This window comes from Tsukamurella pseudospumae, from assembly GCF_001575205.1.
In the GTDB taxonomy this organism is placed as follows: domain Bacteria; phylum Actinomycetota; class Actinomycetes; order Mycobacteriales; family Mycobacteriaceae; genus Tsukamurella; species Tsukamurella pseudospumae.
Map to the genome: position 1 here is coordinate 212750 of NZ_LSRE01000001.1, position 24221 is coordinate 236970.

A 24221-nucleotide genomic window follows, 5' to 3' on the forward strand; every position below is an offset into this window, starting at 1 on the left:
GATCCTGCCAGAAACTCGGACGACCGCGGCGCACCTTTCGTGTTAGGTTTACCTTACTAGTCGATGACGGGGGTCCGATGCACACGCAGGGCGACAGCACCTTCCTGCCCACCCGCGACGGGCGCACACTCCACGCCGCGGTCCTACCAGGGTCGGTGGACGCGCCGATCGTGGTCTTCGAGGCCGGCGCGGCGGCGAGCCGGTCATCGTGGGCCGCGGTCCAACCCGCGGTCGGCGCGTTCACGGAGGCGGTCGCCTACGACCGATCCGGTCTGGGACGCAGCGCGCCGGACCCGGTGGCCCGCACGCTCGATCGCATGGCGGACGATCTGAACGATGTTCTCGACGGTGTCGGCGCGGACCGTCGGTTCGTCCTCGTCGGGCACAGTGCGGGCGGTCCGATCGTCCGGCTCGCGGCGTCCCGTCGGCCCGACCGCGTGGCGGGCCTCGTGCTGGTCGATCCGACGGACGAGGCCGCCGATGTGCTGTTCGGCACGCCGTTCCGCGTCCTCGAACAGGTCATGGTGCGGGTGGGATGGGTGCTGGCCCGCGTCGGCCTGCTCGAGCGGGTGTACGCGGGCCAGTTCGCCGACGCCCCGGCCGATGTCCGCGCGGACGCGCACCGCGAGGCCTTCACCCCCGGCGTGATGTCCACGCACCGCCGCCAGGCGGCGACCTTCCTGACCGAGCTGAAGTCCTGGCGGAGCGCCGCCCCCGATCTCGGCGACATCCCGGTCACCGTCATCTCGGGCGCCAAGGCCGGCGACGGCATGAACGCGTCGATGCGCGCCGCCGCCAATGCCTCCCACGCCGTGCGCGCCGCCGCGTCCCCGCACGGACGCCACGTGGTCGCGGAGAATTCCGCGCACAACGTGCCCCTCACGGACCCGGAGCTCATCGTCGAGGAGATCCGCCGGCTCGCGACCGCGACGCCCCCGCCGCGCGGGTAGGTAGCGTGCAGCAGTGGCCGACAGCACCCAGGGGAACAGCCGGTACCCGACGACGCGCGACGGCAGGCGGCTGCACGCCGCGCAGCTCGACGGTCCGCCCGGCTCCCCGATCGTCGTCTTCGAGGCCGGCGCGGGCGGCACCCGATCCGGTTGGGCCCTGGTGCAACCCGCGGTCGCCGGGTTCGCGACGGCCGTCGCCTACGACCGCTCGGGCCTGGGGCGCAGTGCGCCGGACACCGTCGACCGGACCTTCGAGCGGATGGCCGACGACCTGAACGACCTCCTCGACGGACTCGCCGCCGGCGATCCCGATCGCCGGTTCGTCCTCGTCGGCCACAGCCTGGGCGGGCCGATCGTGCGGCTCGCGGCGGCGCGACGACCCGAGCGCATCCGCGGTCTCGTGCTGGTGGACCCGTCCGACGAGGGCATCGGCGCGATGCTGCGGCCGATGTTCCCCTACGCCGACTCCGTGATGTTCGTGGTACTCCGGGTGCTTGCGCGGACGGGTGTCAGCCGCCTCCTGACCAGCCGTCTCGCGGGCGACGTGCCCGCGGACGTCAAGGCGGATCTCGCCCGCGAGGCGACGACGCCCGTGGCCATCGACACGATGCAGCAGGAGCTCACGACCTTCCGCTCGGAGCTGCCCGCATGGCAGGACTCGCCGCCGTCCCTCGGCGACATCCCCGTCACCGTCATCTCCGGCGTGAAGACCGACCGAGCGCCGAAGATCCGCGCCGCGAGCACGGCCGCGCACGCTCGACGGGCGGCCGCGTCGCCGCACGGCCGGCACGTGCTCGCGGAGAACTCCGGCCATAACGTCCCACTGACCGATCCGGACCTCGTCGTCGCGGAGATCTGCCGCCTCGTCGCCGGGCCGGGTGCCGACGCGCGCTGATTCAGAGCGGGTACGGCGGCGCTCCGACGCCGACGAGGCGGTAGGTGCCCCACACCGTCTTGTCGGTGACCATCGCGGGCGCCCCCTCGCCCCCACCGACGGCCACCGTGACGCTGCCGCGCGGCATCTTCTTCAGTGCCGCACCGATCTCCAGGTCGTCGACGGTGCCGTACCAGTGGTAGTTGCCGTCGAGCGGCTCGAGGTGGCCGGCGAGGCGCACGGGCGAGACCGCCTCGTAGTCGCCCGAGCGGAACACGGCGGAGCCGGTGTAGACGCCCTCATCGCGGACGTGGTCGTTGGACAGGTCGACGGCGTCGCGATCGGGCCGCGAGGGCACGCGCCGGCCGCGCTGGATCCAGCGGGCGGTGACCGGCGGCCTGGCCAGGATCCGCGTGGCGGCCTCGGTGTACATCCACCTCAGCCACGCCAGCAGCGTCTCGAGCTGGACCTTCGACCCGTCGGTGAGCACGAGATTCGGCACGCCGTCGACGAGCATCCCGAGGTAGGCGCGCTCCGCGTCCGCGGGCCCGACCGTGGTCGGCGCGATCACGCGCGGATCGAGTGCGGGCACGGCGATCTCGGCCGTCGTGCCCGGTAGGACCACCAGGTCGTAGTCGGTCTCCCCGGCCGGGGTCGTCACGGTCCAGGCGTCCCGGTCGGGCCGGAACCGCAGGCCGAGAACATCGGACGGTGCGACGAGAGCACCGTCGACGCCCGGGACGCGAGCGCCGATGACGACGATGCGCGGCGCCTCCGCGGTTCTCACGCGAGGAACCCGGCCTTCTTCCACGACCACCGCGCGAACGAGCCCATGAGCCCGACGGAGTCGAGGAACCGGCCGAGGTCGCGGAAGCCGTCCTGCTTGGCCTTGATGTGGTGCGGGTTGGTGATCGCGGCGCGATAGGCGACCATCGGCTCGAGGCCGACCCGGGCGTACATGCGCGGGTTCGCGAACAGCATGCGGAAGCCGAACGCGGCCCCGGCGTGCAGGTTCCCGACGAGCAGGGTCTGCAGGCGGGTGCGATCGGCCTGACCGCGGCGCGCCCCGTCACGGGCGTAACCGATGTGCCGGGCCTCCTCGGTCACGTGGATCTGCATGAGCCGCGCGACGATCGGCTGTAGCTCCGGATCGTCCTTGATCTGACGCTGCTGCGCGTCGAAGATCTCCTCGCCGACCAGCGCGGCGATCCACACCGCCTGGCCCCGGATGACGGGCGCGAGAACGTACTTCACCACGGCGAGCTTCCATCCGCGCAGCCGGTACGGGCGCTCGCCGACGCGGTCGATGACCTTGCCGAACATCACCATGTGACGGCACTCGTCGCCCATCTCGGTGAGCGAGTAGAAGGCGTCGCGCGACGTCGGGTCCTTCGTCAGGAGGTCGCGCAGGAGGAGGCGGTTGAGCAGGTTCTCGAACCAGATGCCCATCGACAGCAGGTTCACCATCTCCTGCTTCGAGAGGGCGATCTGCTCCTCGCGGGACATGCCGTTCCAGATGTCGGTGCCGTACAGCGTGCACATGTGCGGCGGCAGGAAGAACTTGTCGGGATCGATCGGGGCGTCCCAGTCGATGTCGACGACGGGCGCGTAGGAGCGTTTGACGGAACCGCCGAGGAGTCGATCGGCCACGCTCTCACGGGTGCGTTCGGGCAGAGTCGTATCGGTCATGTGGCGAACGTAACACCACCGGCAGACAGAGTCCAGAATTCTGTCTATATCCCCAGGTTGTCGGGGGTGTCTATCGCACGAACTGGGCCCGCGCGGGGATGACGAAGGTCTGGGCGTACCGTCGGCCCGCCTCGACGTTCGCCGACGACGGTCCGCGGTGGTCCGGCCCGTCGACCAGGCCCTCGACGGGCGGCAGCGGGGTCAGCAGGAGCGAGTGCAGCTGCCGGACGAAGAAGTCCGCCATCGCCTCGACATCGGCGTCGTCGCGGTACTCGTCGCGCCGGATCTCGCGCAGGAAGAAGCGCCGCCCCTCTTGGATCTGCGGGGACTCGCCGTGGATGTACGGGAGGATCAGCGCCGGACTCATCGCGAGCACCCGCTGCAGGGCGCGGTGTTCCCGCAGGTAGGCGTAGGCGTAGGCGAATCCGGCGGCGAGCCGCTCGTCGTTGTCGGCGATCGGATCGGCGTAGGCGTGGATCCGGCTGTAGAACTTCTCGAGCTCGCTCGAGACGACCGCCTCGACGAGGGCGTCCTTGCCGGTGAAGTGCTGGTAGAGCGTCGCGCGGGCCAACCGCGCCCGCTTGGCGAGCGCGCCCATCGAGATGCGCGTCAGTCCCGCCTCGTCGACCCAGTCGAGAGCCGCCCGCAGGATCTGCTGCCGCGTGTCCGGTTTCGTCGTCGGGGTCGATGCCACCTGCGGATTCTATCCCGACCCGCCGCGATATCGCCTCAGTCCGGCTCCGTGACGAAGTCCACCAGTCGCTCGACAGCGCCGATCAGCGACGCGTCGAGATCGCGGAACGAGGTCACCGCGCCCTGCACGCGGCGCCAGCCGTCCTGCGGCGTGCCCCAGCCGAGCCGCCTGCAGGTGCCGGTCTTCCAGTCCTCGCCCCGCGGCACGTCCGGCCACGCCGCGATCCCGACGGCGGCCGGCTTGACCGCCGCCCAGATGTCGATGAACGGGTGGCCGGTGACCATGACGTACTTCCCCACGGACTGCGTCATCCGCGACTCCTTCGAGCCCTCGACGAGGTGGTCGGCGAGAACGCCGACCTTCCGTCCCGGGCCCGGCTGGAACTCCGCGAGCCGATCGCCGAGATGGTCGAGGCCCTCGAGCTGTTCGACCACGACGCCCTCGACGCGCAGGTCGTGGCCCCACACCCGCTCCACGATCGCGGCGTCGTGGATGCCCTCGACCCAGATCCGGCTCGGTAGCGCCACGCGTGCCTTCACGCGCTCCACGCGCGTCGAGCCCGACGCGCTGCGGACCGGGTCCGACGGTGCCTTCGCCGTCGGGCGCACCAGCGTGACCGGCGCACCGTCGATGAGGAACGCGGCCGGGCGCATCACGAACACGCGGACCTTGCCGCGCCCGTCCTCGAGCTTGACCAGGTCACCGTCGTAGCTGCGGTCGAAGCCGACGACGGCGCCGCAGAAGCCGGTCGCCGCGTCCTCGACCACGAGGTCGCGGTCGGCCGGAACCTCGGGGATCACGCGCGCCTTCTTGCTCGCGTGCCCCGCGTAGATGTCGCCGTACCTGTTCGCCACGGCGACCAACCGTAGTCGAACGAGCCCGCGGAACCCGGGAGCCCACACCGCTCGTCAGGGAGCCGGGTCGACGTACTGGGTGAAGCCGTACCGTTCGTGCGGGCCGATCGCGCCGAACTCGAACAGGCCCTCGCCCTCCTCGGTTCGGCCGTCGGGGTGCCGGACGGTGCACGTCGCGAGGTATTCGACGGGGACGAGCATCGTCAGGTTCACATCGAGTTCGGACACCCGGAACCGCCGGCCCTCGACCTTCTCCTCCCCCTGCCACATGCCGTGCCGCCAGTCCTGATCGAGGCCGTAACCTGTGCCGAAGCCGAAGTGGTTCGCGATGAGGATCGCGACGTCGACCTCGGTCCGGGCACCGTCGGATCCCGTGAACGCGAGCCGGGCGGCCCGGGCCCGGCGCGTCCCGGAGACGAAGTCGATGTCGTGGGCGACGTGGCCGAGCCAGCGGGGCTCGGAGCCGTCGTGCGGGATCCACGTGGCGTCCTCGACGACCGGCCGCCCGCGGATGTCCTCCTGCAGCACGACGCAGATCGTGGCCTCGGACAGGCGCAGGACGGAGTAGATCCAGAAGAAGTTGCCGGCCTCGGTGACGCGGCGGCCGGGCGGCTCCGCCTCGCCGACGGGGCGCACGCCCCACGAGCGGTCGCGGTTGCCGCGCCAGGTGCTCGCGTCGAACCTCTCGCCGTCGACGGTCAACGAACCCGCCCAGCTCCCGACCTGCACGAACCGCTGCGTGTCGAAGGTGACCCGCTCGAGCTGCCGGTGGAAGTGGCGCGGCTCGAGGTGCGCGGGCCCGGTCGCGGTGAACGTCAGATCGAACTCGAGGTTGTAGTCCTCCCCCGGCTCGAGGACGATCCGCAGCCGCTCGAGCCCCTCCAGAACCTCCAGCCGCAGCGGTCCGACGACCGTGTCCGTGCGGTCCGCACCGAGCGCCTTCGACGCGCGGAAGACCACCTGATCGTCGCCGTGCCGCGCGACGGCGAAGCAGTCCACCACGCCGAGGTTCGGGTACACGCCGAGGCCGAGCACCAGGAAGGGCTCGTCGGCGGTTCCGTTGTGCGCGTTGAAGTAGTAGCGGTCGTAGAAGTTGCGGTCCGAGGTCGCGGGGTGCCGGATCACCTCGGCGACCTGGTGCACCGGGAGGTCGTCGGCCGGCGACAGCGGCGAGCCGCTCCAGGTGCGCAGGGGCGAACCCCGCTTCGATCCGGTCACGGCACGGCCTCCCAGTAGGTCCCGTCGAGCATCTTCTCGATGCTCGCGCGGTGCAGGATCATGTCGTCGGGGTTCTCCGGCGGGACGGACGCCCCGAAGTCGATGGCACGGGTCTGGATCCGGTACATGATCACGCCGTGCACGATCGCGGCGTACGCGGTGTAGAAGTCCATGTCGCGCGGTACGTGTCCGGTGCGGTCGGCGTACCGTCGTTCCACGTCCTGGCGGCGGAGGAACCCGGGGAGGCCGGGCAGGCCCGCGAGCTCGGCGAGGTCCTGGAAGAAGCGGTGCAGGTACACGAACCAGCCCAGGTCCAACTCGCACGGCCCGACGGTGGCCATCTCCCAGTCCAGCACCGCGACCGGGGTGTTGCCGACGTACATCAGGTTGCCGATCCTGGCATCGCCCCAGGTGAGTACAGCGTCCGCGTGGCCCGGAAGATGGTCCTCCGCCCAGGCGAGCGCGCGGTCCAGGACGGGGGCCCGACGGTGCCCCTCCGCCGCCCAGTCGTAGAACGCCCGGAGCCGGCGCAGGTGCGCGGCGAGGGCCGTCTCCCCCGGCTCCGGCATCGGGATCCCGTCGCCCGGCGGGGTGACACCGTGGATCGTCGCGATGACGTCGACCGACGCGTCGCCGAGTTCCCGCAGGTCCGCGTCGGTGGAGTCGGGCCGCCAGGCGCCGAAGGTGTAGGGCATGACGTCCGGCGGGACCTCGCCGTCGATCCGGTCCATCACCAGGAAGGGCGCCCCGATCACGGACGGATCCTCCTCGACCCACAGGCACGACGGTGCCGCCACCCCGTACGACAGCACATGGCGCATGACCGCGAACTGGGCCGGAAGGTCGTAGCTCGGGAACACCGGATCGGACTCCGGCCGCGGCGCGACGCGGATCACGAGGTGCCGCTCGTCGTCGCCGAACCGGACGGACGCGAGCAGGGTCTCGCTGGACATGCCGTTGCCCTCCGGCAGCTGCAGGTCCAGGATCTCTGCGCCGGGCTCCCGCTCGGCGAACCACTGCTGCAGCCGCACTCGCACCTCGTCGGGACTGCGCTGCGAGGACGCCGGGCGGGCTTGCTCGGCGAAGGTGTCCGATTCACTCATGCCGGTCAGGGTAGATCCGCGGAGCGTTTGCTAGAACATGTTTCAGATATTCGGTGGGATCCGGCGCGTAAGCTGGTCGGGCCATGAGTACCGTCGCCACCCTCGCACGCCGCGCCACCGCGGGGCCCGCCCAGGGCTTCGCCGTGTGGTCGTCGGCCTGGCTCGCGGGATCGGCGGGCACCGATGAGCTGCTGGCGGCGCTGAGCGAGTGGGCGCCCGTGCAGTCCGTCGTCGACGGCGACCTCCCGGACCTGCTCGCCGAGATCCGGGCGCTCGCCCCGCACACCGTCCGGCTGCTGCTGCCCGCGCCGGGCGACGCGCGCGGGCTCCCCGCCGGGACGGATCTCGAACAGGCGGCGATGGCGCGGGGCGAGGTCGTCGTGTTCGACGGAGCGTCCTCGTCGATCGCCCTGGTTCCCACGCCGGAGGCCGCGGACGTGATGCGCTGGCAGGCCTTCCTGCACGAACCCGCCCTCGTGGACCCCGACCCGATGCCGCTGGGCGGCGCCGAACAGGAGTTGCGCGGCGCGGTCCGGGAGGCACCGTCTGCGCTGGCGGGCCTGCCGCCCGCGCCCGACGCGTCCGACGACCCCCGGCGCCTCGTGATGGACTTGACCCGATACCTCGGCGCCCACCGGCTGCCGCTCAGCGCGTCCGAGCGCGCGCACCGCGTGCTCGACAGCGCCGGGATGGTCGAGGCGATCCTGCTGGTCGCGGGCACGGAGAACCCCTACGCCGGCCTCACGCTGGCGTCCGCCCAGGGTGGCGACGCCGCGTACCGGGACCTGTGGCGCACCGTCCGCGCCGCCCGGGTGGCCGCGGTCAATGCCGTCTGCCGCGACGAACTACGCGGTTGAGCCGACGGATCAGGCCGGGCCGACCCACCATCCGGTGGTGAGGTCCGCCAGCACGACCGGTACTCGCTGCATGAGCCGCCCGCGCGCCGCCAGCTCGGGGAAGGGCGTCGCGAGGAGCGCCCTCGTCTCCGCGGGGTGCCGCTGGATCGCCGCGGCGTACTTGGGCGCGAGCTCGTCGGCGATGAACTTCCAGCGCGGCGCCCGATCGGCCCAGTTGAAGGCCGGCAGGGGCGCGCGGACGCGCACCGGCCCCGGCTCGATCCGCACGTCGATCGGCGCGTAGTTGCCGGGCGCCGGTGTGTCGGGTACGGCCGGCTTCCCCGCCAGCGTGGTCACGTACGACATCACCCGCCCCATCACGCCGCGCCCCGCCGACGTGACGTCCCACTGGTCCGCGACGATCTGGTTCTGCTCGCGCGAGGCCATGCGGACCAGCGCGTCGGTCAGCCGGGCGGGCGTGTTCGCGGCGACGGAGTCCCAGGCTCGCCGCATGTTGTCGTCCATGAGCCCGGCCCGGGCGTACTCGCCGATCGCCTCCGCGCCGCCGTCGAGGTAGGCCTCGTGCATCGGCACCATGTCGATGAAGATGTGCTTCTGCATGATCAGGAGCCGCTGGATGTACCAGCGGAGGTCCGCGTCGGTGAGTCCCGGTCCACGGGTCACGAGTAGTCGGACGTCCGCGGGCAGGGCGGAGAGCACCTGCTGCGGCCCGACGGCGTTCACGACGCCGCCGATCGCCGTCGCCAGCGTCCCCACACCGGGGACGCTCATGATCGACGCGACATCGTCGAGGTCGTAGAACCCCGCCGCGAAGGACACGCCCGCGATCCCCGCCATGCCCGCCCAGTACAGCTCGGGCCGCTCCCGCGCGAGCCCGAGGTAGTTGATGTAGACCTTGTCGACGTTCCCGCGGTTCGGGCCGAGCCCGAGGGCGGGGTCCCACTTCGCGAGGTCGATGCCGGCCCGGTCTGCGCCCCGGACCAACCAGTACTGATGCAGGAGCGTCGCGTACCGCTGCGGACTCGCACCCGAGCGACGGGCCGTCGCGAGGAGGGGCTCCAGCTCGGCGCGGGTGTCGGGTAGCGCGGCAGCGATTCCACCCGCCGACTCGCCTTCGCCGTTCGTCACCCGGCCGTCGAGGAACGACGGTGCGGCCGCCGCGGGCGCCGAGGGGGCAAGGGTCGCGCACCCGGCGATCAGAGCCAGGACCGCGACAAGGGTCCTCGCGCGGAGGTCGTTGCTTCGCCGCAGAACATGCATGGACCGACTCCTTCGGGTGCGCCGTCGCGGGCGATCACCGGTGGACCACCAGCGCCAGTGTGACAACGCTCGTTGTCATCAATAGCACGCCGCAGCACAGCCCCGCTTGCGATCAGTGAAGCCCGTGGCGCACCGGGACCGGTCGCCTGCTCACGATGGTCAGGAGCAGGAGTCGTTCCACCACCTGCCGGCCTCGGCGATCCACGGCACAGTGGCCGGCCGATCCGCGCCGCGCGGCCAGTTCATGGTGACGGTGCCGGTGAGCCCCGAAACCCGCACGGAGATCGTCGGTACCATCCCGTTCGTGCGGAAGAACCAGGCCTCCTGCTTCTCGGCACGCGCGAAGTCGTCGAGGTTCGTCACGGCCCGGCAGCGCACCGAGAGCAGCGTCCAGGCCACATCGAAGCGACTCTCCTTGAGCATCCGAAAGAAGTCGAGTGCGGTCGCCTGCAGATCCTGGCCGCTGGTGACGGGCGCGCTCGGCGCCGAGGGGATCTCGGTCCGCCAGGACGGTACGAGCAGCGAGGAGGTGCCGCAGCCGGACCCGCACGACGCGACGATCGCCACCGCGGCCACCGCCCGCAGACCGCGCGACCTGCGGCTCACGCCCGGTTCGGGCGCCGGACCGCCGGGCAACAGCCCTCGACGCAGGCGGCACCGTCGACGCTGACACCGAGCCCTGACGACCGGCCCGCGTCCGCATCGTCGACCAGATCCGCGACCATGGTGGCGAACCGCGGGTCGTGGATCGGGGTGGCGGCGCGGGCGAAGGGAATGCCTAGCTCGGCCGCGAGGTCGCGGGCCTCCGTATCGAGGTCCCAGATCACCTCGAGGTGATCGGAGATGAAGCCGATCGGTACGACCGCGACGCCGGGCACCCGCTCGTCCCACAGGGCCTGGACGTGGTCGCAGATGTCGGGCTCGAGCCACGGCACCTGGGGCGGGCCGGACCGGGACTGCCAGACCACGTCGTGCTCCAGGCCGAGCCGGGCGGCGACGTTCGCGGCGGCGTCCCGAACCTGCTGCGAGTACAGGTTCGACACCCCGGGCGGTCCGGCGTTGACGTCCGCGGACTCCGGGATGGAGTGCGCTGTGAACACCAGACGCGAGCCGGCCGGCACCGTCTCCAGCGCCGCGGCGGCGGCGTCCGCGAAGCACTCCAGGAACAGCTCGTGATCGTGGAACTGGGGCAGCTTCGTCAACCGCGGGGCACCCGGGCCGACGGCGGCCAGCGCACGGGCGATGTCCTCGTCGTACTGCCGGCAGCCGGAGAAGCCGCCCCACGCCGAGGTGGCGAAGACGAGCGCGTCGCGCACGCCGTCGTCCTTCATCCGGGCGACGGCGTCCTCGACCATGGGGTGCCAGTTCCGGTTCCCGAAGTACACGGGCAGCTCCCGGCCCCGGCGACCGAACTCCGCCTCGACGGCGGCGATCAGCGCACGGTTCTGCTCGTTGATCGGCGAGACGCCGCCGAACCGCAGGTAGTGCTGCTCGACGGCGTCCAGGCGCTCGGGTGGTACGCCACGACCACGGACGACGTTCTCGAGGAACGGCCGCACGTGGTCGGGGTGTTCGGGCCCTCCGAAGGAGAGCACCAGCAGCGCGTCGTGGGTCACGACTGCGCGTTGATCATTTCCTCCGGGAACCAGGTGTTGTGGCTGGCGCCGCCGTCGACGTAGACGATCGAGCCGGTGGTGCCGGGCAGCCAGTCCGAGAGCAGCGCGCAGATGCTCTTGCCCACGACCTCCGGGTCGTCGACGTTCCAGCCGATGGGCGAGGCGCCGTCCCAGTACTGGTTGAGCATGTTGAGCTTCTTGGCGTCGTCGGTCGCGGTGCCCGAGATCGCCTTGGCCGCAAGGGTCTTGATCGGGCCGGCGGCCACGAGGTTGGACCGGATCTTCTTCGCGTAGCCGACCTCGCGGGCGACGTAGCGGTTCACCGACTCGAGTGCCGCCTTCTGCACGCCCATCCAGTTGTAATCGGGCATCGCGGTGCGGGGATCGAAGTCCATGCCCACGATGGAGCCGCCCTCGTTCATGACGGGGAGCACGGCGCGCGCGAGCGAGGCGTAGCTCCAGGCGGAGATCTCGAAGGACTTCGCCACGTCGGGGCCGGGGCCCTCGAGGAAGGGCACCGCGTCCGGGCCCATGAGGGTGCGCGGCGCGAAGGCGATCGAGTGCAGCACACCGTCGATGCCCTGCGGCGCGAGCTCGCGGACCTTGTCGGCCAGGGTGCCGAGGTACTCCTCGTCGGTGATGTCGAGCGGGATCGCGGGCGGCACCTCCTGCGGCAGACGCTTGGCGATGCGGTCGATCAGGCGGAGCCGGTCCGGGATGCCGGTGATGATGACCGTGGCGCCCTGCTCCTGGGCCACCTTGGCGGCCGAGAACGCGATGGAGGCATCGGTGATGATGCCGGTGATCAGGATGGTCTTGCCTTCGAGCAGTCCGGTCACGGACGTGCCTCCTTCAGGTTTCGGGTGCTGCTGTGCTGGTTCGACGGTGCGCCGTCGGCGCGCGGAACGGGCCTAGTGGCCCATGCCGAGGCCACCGTCGACGTTGATGACATTGCCGGTGACGTAGGCGGAGTCGTCCGAGGCGAGGAACGAGACCACCGCGGCGACCTCCTCCGGCTGGCCGATGCGCTTGGCCGGGATGCCCTGCTTGATGAGCGGCTCGGTCATGTCGGCAGGGAGCTCGCGGGTCATGTCCGTGTCGATCAGGCCCGGCGCGATCACGTTGGCCGTGATGTTGCGGGAAGCCATCTCGCGGGTGACCGAACGGGCGAGACCGACCACGCCGGCCTTCGACGAGGCGTAGTTGGCCTGGCCACCGGTGCCGGCGAGGCCGACGACGGAGCCGAGGTAGATGAACCGGCCCCAGCGCTTCTTGAGCATGTCGCGGGTCGCGGCCTTGGTGACCCGGAAGGCGCCGGTGAGGTTGGCGTTGATGACCTTCTCGAAGCTCTCCACGCTCATGCGCATGACCAAGGTGTCCTCGGTGATGCCGGCGTTGGAGACGACCACCTCGACGGGGCCCTGGTGCTCGGCGACGGCCTTGAACGCGGCCTCGACGGAGTCGTTGTCGGTGACGTCGCACTGCACGCCGAACAGGCCCTCGGGGGCGCCGGAACCGCGGTGGGTCACGGCCACCTTGTGGCCGTCGGCGGCCAGGCGCTGTGCGATCGCGAGGCCGATACCGCGGTTACCGCCCGTGACGAGGACGGACCGGGGCGTGAATTCAGATGTCGACATGGAAGACAACGTATCAATCGCCCGCGCGAGCGGGGAAATCTCCGGGTATCCGGCAGCGTGTCACGGCAGCCGCCGGTTGTACGCCACGGCGCCCGCCGCGCCCAGGACGAGCAGCACCGTGCCCCAGAGCACCCAGACCCGGGAATTGTCGCCCTTCTGCATCTCCCAGCCGATCTCGTCGCGCAGCGTGCCGTACGCCTCGTTGAGGTCGCTCAGCGACGACGCGGAGAAGAACTGGCCGCCCGAGAGGTCGGCGATCTTCTTCAGGGAGGCGTCGTCGACGGGGACGGGGATGTTCTGCCCCTCGATGTTCACCGTGCCACCCGGCGTGCCGAAGGAGATGGTGGAGATGGGGATCCCCTCCTCCTTGGCCTTGCGCGCCGCGGTGAAGCCGCCGCGAGGATCGTCGAGGTCGGTCGGCACCGTCTGCTTGCCGTCCGATTCCAGAATGATCCGGGCCGGCGGCGCGTTGTCCTTGCCGCCCAGCACGTCCCGGATGTTCTTGATCGACTGGATCGCCGCGTAGATCCCCTCGCCGGTGGCGGTGCGCTGAGCGAGGTCGAGATGGTCGATCGCGTTGGTCGCCAGCGACCGATCCGGCGTCGGCGAGACCAGCAGCTGCGCTGTGCCGGCGAACGACACGATGCCCAGATTCATCCCGGCGGGCAGTTCTCCGACGAACTTCTTCGCCGCCTCCTTGGCCGCGTCGAGCCGGTTGGGACTGACGTCGGTGGCCTGCATCGACAGGGAGGTGTCGATGACGAGCACGACCGTCGCCTTGCTGCGCGGCACCTTGCGCATGGCCTGCGGCCCCGACAGGGCGACCATCATGAGGATCAGGCCGATGCTGAGCAGTGCGATGGGGACGTGCCGCCACCGGTTGCGCCCGGGTGGCGCCACCGAATCGAGCACCGACATGTTCGCGAACTTGAGTGCACGCTTCTCGCGGCGCCGCTCGTTGTAGACGTACCCGGCCACGATGGCCAGCACCACGAGGATGCCCAGCAGCCAGACCGGCGTGGCGAGCGAGGTCAATCCGCCCATCTAGGAAGCACCGGCCAATCCACGTCGGCGCGCGGCGACGAACCGCACGATGTCGGCCAGCCAGTCGCGGTCGGTGCGCAGCTCGAGGATCGGCGCGCCCACGCCGCGCAGCGTCCGGGCGACCTGCGCACGGTGCGCCTGCGCGGCCGCGGCGAACCGCTCCTGCAGGTCGGGGGTGACGGTGAGCTCGCGGACGGCACCGGATTCGGCGTCACGCAGAGCGATCTCGCCGACCGCGGGGAGCTCGACATCACGGGGGTCCAGGACCTCGACGGCCAGCACCTCGTGCCGGGCGGCCAGCCCGCGCAGCTCGCGGACGTAGTCCACGTCGCCGAGGAAGTCGCTGATCACCACGATCAGGCCGCGCGGCTGCTCGGGCCGGCGCAGCGCGTCGAGCGCGATGCGCAGGTCACCGCGCGTGCCCTCGACCGCGCGGGGAGCCGTCGCGATCGCCTTGAGCACCTTCTGCCGCTGCGCGCGACCGGACTTGGGCTGGACCCGCACGAGCTGCGCGCCGTTGGTCACGAGGCAGCCGACGCGGTTCGCGGCGCCGCTGACCAGGTGCACGACCGCGGCCGACGCGGCCACGGCGAGGTCCCGCTTGGTTCCACCGGTGGACCCGAAGTCCATCGACGCGGATAGGTCGACCACGATCCAGGTCTGCAGCTCGCGGTCGGCGATCATCTGCCGCACGTGCGGATGCGTGGTGCGGGCAGTGACGGACCAGTCCATCAGCCGGACGTCGTCGCCCGGCGTGTACGGGCGCGACTCCCCCGGCTCGGAGCCGGGACCGGGCAGCAGGCCCTGGTGATCGCCCTTGAGGACACCGTCGAGCCGACGCCGCACGAGCAGTTCGAGCGTCTTGAGCGACGCCTGCATGCGGGACTCGTCGACCTCGCCGCCGGCGAAGCTCGGGAGCGGGGCGTGCGGCATCGTCAGACCTGGGGCTGGTGCGCGGGCACGAACTGCTGCGGCGCCTGCTGCTGCGGCATCGCCTGGCCCACGACCTGCGGCAGTGCAACGGTCTGCAGGACCCGGCCGATCGCCTGGTCGGCGGTCACCTCGTCGGCCAGCGCGTCGTAGCTCATGACCAGACGGTGCCGGAGCACGTCCGGGATGATCTCGACGACGTCCTGCGGGACGACGTAGTCGCGACCGCGGAGCAGCGCGAGGGCGCGCGCGGCGGCGACGATGCCGAGGGTCGCACGCGGCGAGGCGCCGTAGGTGATCCAGGAGGCGACGTCGTCGAGCCCGAACTCGCGGGGCGTGCGGGTAGCGGCGATCACGCGGACCACGTAGTCGACGAGGGCGTGATGCACGAAGACCTCGCTCGCGGCGCGCTGCAGGCGCTGCACGGTCGCGGGGTCGAGCACCTGGGACGGGATGGGCGGGGTGGTGCCCATCCGGTAGACGATCTCCCGCTCCTCCTCGATCGAGGGGTAGCCGACGACCACCTTGAACAGGAAGCGGTCGCGCTGCGCCTCGGGCAGCGGGTAGACGCCCTCGTTCTCGATGGGGTTCTGCGTCGCGAGCACCAGGAAGGGATCGGGCATCGGGTAGGTCTTGCCGCCGATGGACACCTTCCGCTCGGCCATCACCTCGAGCAGCGCCGACTGCACCTTCGCCGGAGCGCGGTTGATCTCGTCAGCGAGGAGGAAGTTCGCGGAGACCGGGCCGATCTCGGTGTCGAACTGCTCCTTGCCCTGCCGGTAGATGCGCGTACCGACGAGGTCGGAGGGCACCAGGTCGGGCGTGAACTGGATGCGGGAGAAGGAGCCGCCGACGACCGTCGCGAAGGTCTCGACGGCGAGGGTCTTCGCGACACCCGGGACGCCCTCGAGCAGCACGTGGCCCTTGGCGAGCATGCCCACGAGGATGCGCTCGACCAACTGATCCTGGCCCACGATCACGCGCTTGACCTCGTACACGGCCCGCTCCAGCAGCTTGACCTCATCGGTCGAGGCGGCACCGCCCGTCCCGTTCTCCAGCCCCTGAGAATGCGTCACGCAAGACCCCTTCGTCGTCGTTCCCCCGGCCCGCGCGGGCCCGTCCGATCCGGGCCGTCGCGGCCCACTCCCACGAGAGTACGCAATCGTCGGCGGTCAGCTGTTGATCACGCGGACGCCCTGCGACAGGAAGGTCGAGGCGTCGAAGGGCGCGATCCGCACGGCGCCGCCGGACTGCGGCGACTCGAGGATCTGGTTGTTGCCCAGGTACATGGCGACGTGCTGCGTGCCGCCGGGACCGCGGAAGACCATGTCGCCGCGCTTGAGCTGGCTGATCGGGACCTTGTTGCCGGTCGTGTACTGGTACCCGGAGTACTTGGGCAGCGCTATGCCGACGGCCGCGTACATGTAGGCCATCAGGCCGGAGCAGTCGAAGCCGACGCGGTTGAAGTCCCCGTAGCTGTCGGCGACGCCGCCGTCGCGGACGCCCTTCGTCGCGCCGTTCCAGCTGCCGCCGCCCCAGGCGTACTGCACGCCGATGACCGACATGCCCCGCTGGATCACGGTCTCGATCATCTGCGCGCCGCTCTGGCCGGCTGCGCTGGTGGCCGCCTGTACGGCGGGTGCTGCAGCGGCCGGGGTCGCCTGCCCCGTCACGGCGCCGAACGGGTTGGTGAACAACGACGATGCCTGGCCGACGATGCCCTGTGCGAAAGTCCGAGCCGCGGCCAGCGGATCCGCGGAGTCGACGGTGCCCGCCTGCGCGGGAGCCGCTGCGGCCGGCGCGGCCTGGGCCGCGGGTGCCGCCGCCGCGGCGGGAGCCGCGATCTGCTGAGTCTGCTGCTCGTCGACGACGTACTGCGCGTAGATCTTCTGCTGCGCGGCGCGGTCGTCGGCGCGCTTGGCCTCGTCGAGAGCCCGCTGCGCGAGAGTGCGCTGGGCCGTGAGCCTTGCCTGCTCCTGCTCCTGGGTGCCGAGCGCAGCCACCGTCGTGGTGATCGAGTCCTCGGCGGTCTTCTTCCGCTCGACCGCGGCAGCGGCGGCGGAGTCGGCCTGCACCTTGGCGGCTCGGGCGGCGGTACGGGAAGCCTCGGCGCGGACCTTCGCGGCCTGCAGGTCGCCCAGCGCGACACGCTGCTTGTCCGCCACGATCCGCAGGGTCGTCGCGCGGTCCACGGCGACGCCGGGGTCGGCACCACCGAGCGTGTTGACCAGTGCGCCGGCGCTGTTGCCCTGCTCGTACGCCGCGCGCACGACGGTGTCGAACGTGTCCTGGGCCGTCTTGATCCGCGTGTTCGACTCCGTCACCGCGGTCTCGGACACCTTCACGGCGCCGGTGGCGGCACGCGCGGCGTCCTGCGCGGACTGCAGGTCCACGACGGCGCGATTGACGGACTGCCGCTTGGTCGCGACATCTCCACGCAGGTCGGCGATGCGCTGGTCGGCCTGCGCGATGCGGTCGACCAGGGCGGCGACGACGTTCGCGGGGTTCGCGTTGTCGCCGCCGGGCTCGGCCATGGCGGAGCCGGTGGCCGCAACGGTCCCGACCATCAGCGAACCGGTGGCGACGACCGCGAGCAGCGACCGCGCAGCGATGTTCGTGGCGGGGTGTGCCGTACGCCTCAAGGTGTCTCCCTCAACTCAAGACTCGTTCAGACCCGATGAGTACGCGTGTGCAACACGCACAACATTGGCTTCAGACGTACCGTACGGCACTTTCACAACAATAGAAAACAGTAATCACAAACTACACACGTGTGACTTCCCGGAAAGCAGCACTGAACTGCATCGATGATGCAATCGATGAACTATTTCGAATCGGACACCGGCCGCGAATCACACAGCTGGAATTTCGAATGAATGTGCGCTATTCGTTCGACGGAGCGGCCGCGGCGCCATTCTTTTCGACGGTGCTCACCACTGCGGCCGGCGCTGCAGCGGCCCGGCGGGCGGCGTCGACCGCGCGGCTGCGGGTGCGAGTCACGGACCGGGCCACTCCGGCGAGCGCCGCGACGAACACGATGAGGGCGACCGTGACGGCCGTCCACGGAAAGGTGGCGTCGTGCGCGACGTCCACGAAGTCCTGCGTGGCCTTGGGCGGATTGTTGAGCGCGAGGCGGCCGGTGTGGCCGTCCTGCCCCTTCTCGATCTGGAACCGGCTCAGCTGCGTCGAGTACCCGGCCACCTGATTGGGCGACATCACCAGGATCGTCATCGCGTCCTCGCCCTTGGCCTTCATGTCCTTGCCGACCTGGGTTCCGAGGTCGCGCAGCGAGGTGTCCGGGTCGTAGTCGTGCGCGAGGACGACCACCTTGAAGTTCTCGATGCCCTTGGCCCGGGCGTCACGGACGACGGCGACGAGCGCGGGCACCGAGTCCTGGTGGGCCGGACTGAGGACGGCGACGCCGTCGTGCGCGAGGTCCGCCTCGAGGGCCGACAGGTCGACGTCGGCGGGTACTGCGGTGATGATCGGCACGGGCCCCATGGCCCTCACAGTACGACACGCCCACGGCCGCGCCCGGAACGAGGCAGAATGAGCTGCGTCCCGCGAGGTTCAGCCCAATGACCTCTCACAGGACAAGCGTACTGTATTATCGGTTTCAGGCACCGACACAGCCCGTCGGTGCACACCACAAACGTTGAGTGGAGCTGACGTGAGCAAGAGCATCGATTCCTTCTCGTCGCGCGGCACGCTCGAGGTGGGCGATCAGTCGTACGAGATCTTCCGCCTCAGCGCCGTGCCCGGCACCGAGAAGCTGCCCTACGCCTTGAAGGTCCTCGCAGAGAACCTGCTGCGGACCGAGGACGGCGCGAACATCACTACCGATCACATCAACGCCCTGGCGAACTGGGATCCCTCGGCCGAGCCGAGCGTCGAGATCCAGTTCACGCCGGCGCGCGTGATCATGCAGGACTTCACGGGTGTCCCGTGCATCGTCGACCTCGCCACCATGCGCGAGGCCGTCACGGCGCTCGGCGGCGACCCGAACAAGGTCAACCCGCTCTCCCCCGCCGACATGGTCATCGACCACTCGGTGATCCTCGACGTCTTCGGCACGGCCGACGCGCTGGAGCGCAACGTCGACCTCGAGTACCAGCGCAACGGCGAGCGCTACCAGTTCCTGCGCTGGGGCCAGGGCGCCTTCGACGACTTCAAGGTCGTCCCCCCGGGCATGGGCATCGTCCACCAGGTCAACATCGAGTACCTCGCGCCGGTCGTCATGACCCGCAACGGCCAGGCCTACCCGGACACCTGCGTCGGCACCGACTCCCACACCACGATGGAGAACGGCCTGGGCGTCCTGGGCTGGGGCGTCGGCGGCATCGAGGCCGAGGCGGCCATGCTGGGCCAGCCGGTCTCCATGCTCATCCCGCGCGTCGTCGGCTTCAAGCTCACCGGTGAGATCCAGCCGGGCGTCACCGCGACCGACGTGGTGCTCACGGTCACCGACATGCTGCGTCAGCACGGCGTCGTCGGCAAGTTCGTCGAGTTCTACGGCAAGGGCGTCGCCGAGGTTCCGCTGGCCAACCGCGCCACGCTGGGCAACATGAGCCCCGAGTTCGGCTCCACCGCCGCGATCTTCCCGATCGACGGCGAGACCATCAACTACCTGCGCCTGACCGGCCGCACCGACGAGCAGCTCGCGCTCGTCGAGGCGTACGCCAAGGAGCAGGGCATGTGGCACGACGCCGACCGCGAGCCCGCGTACTCGGAGTACCTCGAGCTCGACCTCGGCACCGTCGTCCCGTCGATCGCCGGCCCGAAGCGTCCGCAGGACCGCATCCTGCTGTCGGAGTCGAAGACGGCCTTCCGCAAGGACATCCACAACTACGTCGAGCAGAACAACCCGGCGCCGCACACCCAGCTCGACGAGGCCATCGAGGAGTCCTTCCCGGCCTCGGATCCCGCCAAGCTCAGCTTCGCGGACGACGGTGCCGTCAACGTCCAGTCGGCCGCCAACGGCGCCGAGGGCCGTCCCTCCAAGCCGGTGACCGTGACCGGTGAGCGCGGCACGTTCGTGCTCGATCACGGCGCGGTCGCGGTCGCGGGCATCACCTCCTGCACCAACACCTCGAACCCGTCGGTCATGCTCGGCGCGGCGCTGCTCGCACGTAACGCCGTCAACAAGGGCCTGACCACCAAGCCCTGGGTCAAGACCAACATGGCTCCCGGCTCGCAGGTCGTCACCGACTACTACGAGAAGGCCGGCCTGTGGCCGTACCTCGAGAAGCTCGGCTACTACCTGGGCGGCTACGGCTGCACCACCTGCATCGGCAACACCGGCCCGCTGCCGGACGAGATCAGCAAGGCCGTCAACGACGAGGACCTGACCGTGGTCGCGGTGCTCTCGGGCAACCGCAACTTCGAGGGTCGCATCTCCCCCGACGTCAAGATGAACTACCTGGCCTCGCCGCCCCTGGTCATCGCGTACGGCCTCGCCGGCACGATGGACTTCGACTTCGAGACCGATTCGCTGGGCAAGGACAACGACGGCAACGACGTCTACCTCAAGGACATCTGGCCCTCGGCGCAGGAGATCGACGACACGATCAAGAACGCCATCAGCCAGGACATGTTCCGCAAGTCCTACTCGACCATCTTCGCCGGTGATCACCGCTGGCAGAACCTGGACACCCCCGAGGGCGACACCTTCCAGTGGGACGAGGACTCGACCTACGTCCGCAAGGCGCCGTACTTCGACGGCATGACGATGGAGCCCGCGCCGGTCACCGACATCTCGGGCGCCCGCGTCATGGCGCTGCTGGGCGATTCGGTCACCACCGACCACATCTCCCCCGCCGGCCCGATCAAGCCCGGCACCCCGGCGGCGCAGTACCTCGACTCGCACGGCGTGGCCCGCAAGGACTACAACTCGCTGGGCAGCCGGCGCGGTAACCACGAGGTGATGATCCGCGGCACGTTCGCGAACATCCGCCTGCAGAACCGCGTCCTGGACACGATCGGCCTCGAGGGCACGCAGGGCGGCTACACCCGCGACTTCACCCAGGAGGGCGGCCCGCAGTCGTTCATCTACGACGCGTCGCAGAACTACCAGGCCGCCGGCATCCCGCTGGTCGTCCTGGGCGGCAAGGAGTACGGCTCGGGCAGCTCGCGCGACTGGGCGGCCAAGGGTACGAGCCTGTTGGGCGTCAAGGCCGTCATCGTCGAGTCCTTCGAGCGCATCCACCGCTCGAACCTGATCGGCATGGGCGTCGTCCCGCTGCAGTTCCCGCAGGGCGAGTCCTGGAAGACCCTCGGCCTCGACGGCACCGAGACCTTCGACATCGCGGGCATCACCGAGCTGAACAACGGTGTCACCCCGAAGACGGTCCACGTGACGGCCACCAAGCTGGACGGCACCAAGGTCGAGTTCGACGCGGACGTCCGCATCGACACCCCCGGTGAGGCGGACTACTACCGCAACGGCGGCATCCTGCAGTACGTGCTGCGGAACATGGTCAACAGCTGATCGAAGATCGTCGACCACGAGTGACGGCGGGTCCGGCCCCTGCGGCCGGGCCCGCCGTCCCCGTTCCATCAGGAGCATCCATATGCCCAAGGTGAGCGATGACCACCTCGCCGCGCGCCGCCGTCAGATCCTCGACGGTGCGCGGACCTGCTTCGCCGAGTACGGCTACGACGGCGCCACGGTGCGCCGCCTCGAGGCCGCGACCGGACTGTCGCGGGGCGCGATCTTCCATCATTTCCGCGACAAGGACGCGCTGTTCCTGGCGCTGGCCCGCGAGGACGCGGAGCGGATGGCCGACATCGCGGCCGAGCAGGGCCTGGTCCAGGTCATGCGCGACATGCTGGTCCACCCCGAACGTTTCGACTGGCTCGGGACCCGGCTCGAGATCGCACGGCGACTGAAGAACGACAACGACTTCCGCGCCGAGTGGACCGAGCGCAGCGCCGAGCTGACCGACGCGACGCTGCGGCGCCTGGAGCGGCAGAAGCAACGCGGCCGGCTGCGCGACGACCTGCCCACCGACGTGATCCTCGCCTACCTGGACCTGGTGCTCGACGGCCTGGTGACGCACCTCGCGTCCGGCCGGCCGACGGCGGGCCTGGAGGCCGTGCTCGACCTGGTCGAGGAGAGCGTGCGCCGGACTGAGCCGTAGCCTCGGCCCGCCACCGCGTCCCGGACGGCCACCGTCCTCCGGCCCGCTACCGCCCTCCGGCGGCCTACCGCCCTGCGGGCGGGGTGGCGAACAGGAACACCGCGCCGCCGGGATCCGTGGCCGATCCCATCGTTCCCCACGGCGTCACCTCCGCCGCCCGCAGGATCTGCCCGCCTGCGTCGATGATGCGCTTCGCCGCGGCGTCGGTGTCCTCGACGGTGATGTAGACCTGCCAGAACGACGGCGTACCGTCGCCGAACACGCCCGAGTCGAACAGCGGTGCCGCGTCCATGATCCCGGCGACGCCCTCCTGCGCGCCGGCGGGACCGGCGAGCACCTGGCTGTACCGGTCGGGACCGAACGAGCCCTCCTTGCCGCCGCTGCCGATCTCCTCCAGCGTCCACCCGAAGACCTTGCGGTAGAAGGAGAGCGACGCGTCGTAGCTGCGGCTCATGCAGTCGAACCAGTAGGGCGTGCCGGGGACGCCGCGCTCGACGAAGCCGGCGTGGGTGCCGGGTTCCCAGACGCCGATCGCCGCACCGACGGGGTCGATGACGAAGCCGAACCGACCGAGATCACCGACATCCGATGCGGGGACGATCACGGACGCGCCCGCCTCAACGGCCGCGTCGAGCGAGGCCGCCGCGTCATCGGTGCGCAGGTAGGTGGACCACATGTCGCCCGGCCCGTCCCCGCCGTCCCTCGCGCCCATCAGGCCCGCGACGCGGTTGCCGTTCACGCGGAAGTTCCGGTACCCGCCGAACTCCGGGTTGGGCGGCTCGGCCTCCCAACCGAACACCGCGCGGTAGAACGCCGCCGCGGCATCGACATCGTGGGTCATCAGGTCGATCCAGACGGGTGCGCCCACCGGCGCCGTGTACTCGGTCATGAGGTCAACGCTTGCACACGGGACCGACAAGTTCCAGAACCGCCGAGAAACCTTGCACTCGCACAGGGCGCGTCAGATCTTGGCCACGCCTCGCGCGTCCCGGTACACCGCGGCCACGCCGCTGGTGGACATCGGCGCGGACTGGATCTTGGCGTCCGAGGCGACGACGGCTTGCAGCGTGATACCGGCGACGAGGAAGTCCGCGACCGACCGACGGGTGTGATCAGCGGAGGTCACGAGTACCGCTCCGTTGCCGAAGCCGTTCTGCCGCATGAGCGCCGCCGTGTTGATCGCATTGGCCTGCGTGGAGCCGGCACTCTCCTCGGTGTAGATCCGCGTGCCGGACACACCCTGCTCGAGCAGCCACTCCTTCATCGCGGCCGCCTCGGTCTTGCCCGCCTTCGGGGCGCCGCCCGTGACGACGATGGGGAACGCCGGGTACGCCTGGGCGACCGCGAGCCCCTTCGTCAGCCGCTCGACGAGGATCGGCCGCATCGCGCCGTTGTCCTCGAGGCCGAAGCCGAGGATCACGATGGCGGTGCCGGCCGCGACGCCACCCGGGACCTGATCGGTCAGCGGGAAGGTGAGCGCCTTGTTCACATTCGTCATCACGGCGACGACCTTCTGCACCTGATCGACGGGCATCTGATTGATGGCCGCCTGCGCGCCGGCGGTGTCGCCGGCCGCCTGCCGCTCGAACGCCTGGTTCGTCAGGGACGTCGTCGACGCTGTCGACGTCGACGGTGCCGCCCCCGCCGGCCCGGTGGCCAGGGTGGCGGCCACAGCGACGGCGGCCGTCAGCGAAACGATCGAACGAAAGAAACCAGAGACACGCATGTTGCCCTCCGTGACAAATGAGTCTACCGGTGGGAAACTACACTACTGAGGTGTGTGATGCACATGTGAATAGGAGATCTGTGACCTCCTGCGCCTCGCTACTTGACCGACCAGTCGTCGGTGCCGTCCATCGAGCCGACCTTGAGAGTCAGCGTGCCCGTGGATCCGTTGGCACCCTTGACCGGGCAGGTGAACGACGCACCCGGCTCGACCGCCTTCAAGCCCGTACCGCAATCGATCGTCACGGACTGCTTGACCTGCTGGGTCACCTGCGGCGCGAGCTGCGTTCCGACCGTCGCGAGGTTGTAGAGCTTCTTCGTCGTGACGAAATCGACGTTCATGTCCTTGTCCTTGACGGTGACCTTGACCGGCACCGTGACCTCGCCGAGCTTCGCGTCGCACGTGAACGTCGCGCCGGGCTTCGGCTTGTCGTCCGACTTGTCGCACGTCACCGAGTCGACCTTCTGCCCCAGCTTCGAGTACTCGGTGTTCAACTTGTCGGCGATCTTCGACTCCAGCTTCCCGAAGTCCATCTTCGTCCCGAACATCGAACAGCCCACCATCAACGGTGCGACAGCGGCAAGAGTGACTACACCAGCGATCTTCGTCTTCATGAACCGGACACTAGTC

General features: G+C 70.2%; 24 protein-coding genes. 5 read left to right on the plus strand and 19 right to left on the minus strand.

The features are described 5' to 3' along the window. Positions 1 to 77: 77 nt before the first annotated feature. Both AXK61_RS01055 and AXK61_RS01060 read left to right on the plus strand, forming a co-directional pair. Positions 78 to 950 (plus strand): alpha/beta fold hydrolase, encoded by an 873-nt coding sequence (locus AXK61_RS01055; RefSeq protein WP_068743336.1) that lies wholly within the window; start codon positions 78 to 80, stop codon positions 948 to 950. A gap of 13 nt (positions 951 to 963) precedes the next feature. Continuing rightward, positions 964 to 1845 carry an alpha/beta fold hydrolase gene (locus tag AXK61_RS01060; protein WP_068569510.1) on the plus strand — a complete coding sequence of 294 codons (882 nt, stop codon included), beginning with the start codon at positions 964 to 966 and terminating at the stop codon, positions 1843 to 1845. 1 nt (position 1846) lies between these two features. Here the strand turns inward: AXK61_RS01060 and AXK61_RS01065 are convergent, their stop codons facing one another. The 6 genes from AXK61_RS01065 to AXK61_RS01090 all read right to left on the minus strand — a co-directional run bounded on the left by AXK61_RS01065 (position 1847) and on the right by AXK61_RS01090 (position 7382). Continuing rightward, positions 1847 to 2611 (minus strand): DUF4873 domain-containing protein, encoded by a 765-nt coding sequence (locus tag AXK61_RS01065; protein ID WP_068569509.1) that lies wholly within the window; start codon positions 2609 to 2611, stop codon positions 1847 to 1849. Further along, entirely contained in the window at positions 2608 to 3513 is a 906-nt protein-coding gene (locus tag AXK61_RS01070) for an AurF N-oxygenase family protein (protein ID WP_068743338.1), read from the minus strand. The genes AXK61_RS01065 and AXK61_RS01070 overlap by 4 nt, the downstream gene beginning before the upstream one ends. A gap of 70 nt (positions 3514 to 3583) precedes the next feature. Continuing rightward, entirely contained in the window at positions 3584 to 4207 is a 624-nt protein-coding gene (locus tag AXK61_RS01075) for a TetR/AcrR family transcriptional regulator (protein WP_068743339.1), read from the minus strand. Positions 4208 to 4242: 35 nt separating this feature from the next. Then, entirely contained in the window at positions 4243 to 5061 is an 819-nt protein-coding gene (locus AXK61_RS01080) for a DUF3097 domain-containing protein (RefSeq protein WP_197466715.1), read from the minus strand. A gap of 54 nt (positions 5062 to 5115) precedes the next feature. Beyond that, positions 5116 to 6279 (minus strand): hypothetical protein, encoded by a 1164-nt coding sequence (locus AXK61_RS01085; RefSeq protein ID WP_231855362.1) that lies wholly within the window; start codon positions 6277 to 6279, stop codon positions 5116 to 5118. After that, positions 6276 to 7382 carry a phosphotransferase family protein gene (locus AXK61_RS01090; protein WP_068743342.1) on the minus strand — a complete coding sequence of 369 codons (1107 nt, stop codon included), beginning with the start codon at positions 7380 to 7382 and terminating at the stop codon, positions 6276 to 6278. The genes AXK61_RS01085 and AXK61_RS01090 overlap by 4 nt, the downstream gene beginning before the upstream one ends. Positions 7383 to 7465: 83 nt before the next feature. On the opposite strand from AXK61_RS01090, the gene AXK61_RS01095 reads away from it, so the two are divergent. Beyond that, the gene (locus AXK61_RS01095; RefSeq protein WP_068569504.1) at positions 7466 to 8239 is read left to right on the plus strand and encodes a hypothetical protein; all 774 of its coding nucleotides are present in this window, start codon (positions 7466 to 7468) and stop codon (positions 8237 to 8239) included. A 9-nt stretch (positions 8240 to 8248) separates the two neighbouring features. Here the strand turns inward: AXK61_RS01095 and AXK61_RS01100 are convergent, their stop codons facing one another. The 10 genes from AXK61_RS01100 to AXK61_RS01145 form a co-directional block, all read right to left on the minus strand. Beyond that, positions 8249 to 9499, minus strand: a complete 1251-nt coding sequence (locus AXK61_RS01100; RefSeq protein ID WP_068743344.1) for a hypothetical protein — start codon at positions 9497 to 9499, stop codon at positions 8249 to 8251. Positions 9500 to 9658: 159 nt separating this feature from the next. Then, the gene (locus tag AXK61_RS01105) at positions 9659 to 10105 is read right to left on the minus strand and encodes a hypothetical protein (RefSeq protein WP_139057719.1); all 447 of its coding nucleotides are present in this window, start codon (positions 10103 to 10105) and stop codon (positions 9659 to 9661) included. After that, positions 10102 to 11115 (minus strand): ferrochelatase, encoded by a 1014-nt coding sequence (locus tag AXK61_RS01110; protein ID WP_068569501.1) that lies wholly within the window; start codon positions 11113 to 11115, stop codon positions 10102 to 10104. The genes AXK61_RS01105 and AXK61_RS01110 overlap by 4 nt, the downstream gene beginning before the upstream one ends. Continuing rightward, positions 11112 to 11954 (minus strand): NADH-dependent enoyl-ACP reductase InhA, encoded by an 843-nt coding sequence (gene inhA / locus AXK61_RS01115; RefSeq protein ID WP_068569500.1) that lies wholly within the window; start codon positions 11952 to 11954, stop codon positions 11112 to 11114. The genes AXK61_RS01110 and inhA overlap by 4 nt, the downstream gene beginning before the upstream one ends. A gap of 72 nt (positions 11955 to 12026) precedes the next feature. After that, positions 12027 to 12752, minus strand: a complete 726-nt coding sequence (fabG1, locus tag AXK61_RS01120; protein ID WP_068743346.1) for a 3-oxoacyl-ACP reductase FabG1 — start codon at positions 12750 to 12752, stop codon at positions 12027 to 12029. A 60-nt stretch (positions 12753 to 12812) separates the two neighbouring features. Beyond that, positions 12813 to 13796, minus strand: coding sequence for a VWA domain-containing protein (locus tag AXK61_RS01125; RefSeq protein ID WP_068743348.1), 984 nt, complete (start codon positions 13794 to 13796; stop codon positions 12813 to 12815). Continuing rightward, positions 13797 to 14729 carry a DUF58 domain-containing protein gene (locus AXK61_RS01130; protein WP_068569497.1) on the minus strand — a complete coding sequence of 311 codons (933 nt, stop codon included), beginning with the start codon at positions 14727 to 14729 and terminating at the stop codon, positions 13797 to 13799. Between the two features lie 2 nt (positions 14730 to 14731). Further along, on the minus strand, positions 14732 to 15889 hold the full coding sequence (locus AXK61_RS01135; RefSeq protein WP_414929976.1) for an AAA family ATPase: 1158 nt from the start codon (positions 15887 to 15889) through the stop codon (positions 14732 to 14734). A 9-nt stretch (positions 15890 to 15898) separates the two neighbouring features. Beyond that, on the minus strand, positions 15899 to 17368 hold the full coding sequence (locus tag AXK61_RS01140) for a C40 family peptidase (protein WP_068743350.1): 1470 nt from the start codon (positions 17366 to 17368) through the stop codon (positions 15899 to 15901). Between the two features lie 241 nt (positions 17369 to 17609). Further along, positions 17610 to 18227, minus strand: coding sequence for an Rv1476 family membrane protein (locus tag AXK61_RS01145; RefSeq protein WP_068743352.1), 618 nt, complete (start codon positions 18225 to 18227; stop codon positions 17610 to 17612). A 169-nt stretch (positions 18228 to 18396) separates the two neighbouring features. Between AXK61_RS01145 and acnA the strand changes: the two genes are divergently transcribed. Then, complete coding sequence (acnA, locus tag AXK61_RS01150) at positions 18397 to 21213, plus strand: aconitate hydratase AcnA (protein ID WP_068569493.1); 2817 nt, start codon at positions 18397 to 18399, stop codon at positions 21211 to 21213. An 82-nt stretch (positions 21214 to 21295) separates the two neighbouring features. Continuing rightward, on the plus strand, positions 21296 to 21865 hold the full coding sequence (locus AXK61_RS01155; protein ID WP_068569492.1) for a TetR/AcrR family transcriptional regulator: 570 nt from the start codon (positions 21296 to 21298) through the stop codon (positions 21863 to 21865). A 64-nt stretch (positions 21866 to 21929) separates the two neighbouring features. Here the strand turns inward: AXK61_RS01155 and AXK61_RS01160 are convergent, their stop codons facing one another. The 3 genes from AXK61_RS01160 to AXK61_RS01170 all read right to left on the minus strand — a co-directional run bounded on the left by AXK61_RS01160 (position 21930) and on the right by AXK61_RS01170 (position 24205). After that, a complete protein-coding gene (locus AXK61_RS01160) occupies positions 21930 to 22754 on the minus strand; it encodes a VOC family protein (protein WP_068569491.1) in 825 nt (274 codons plus the stop codon). A gap of 72 nt (positions 22755 to 22826) precedes the next feature. Next, a complete protein-coding gene (locus AXK61_RS01165; protein WP_082789161.1) occupies positions 22827 to 23591 on the minus strand; it encodes a YdcF family protein in 765 nt (254 codons plus the stop codon). Positions 23592 to 23689: 98 nt separating this feature from the next. Next, on the minus strand, positions 23690 to 24205 hold the full coding sequence (locus AXK61_RS01170) for a DUF4333 domain-containing protein (RefSeq protein ID WP_082777757.1): 516 nt from the start codon (positions 24203 to 24205) through the stop codon (positions 23690 to 23692). Positions 24206 to 24221 lie beyond the last annotated feature (16 nt).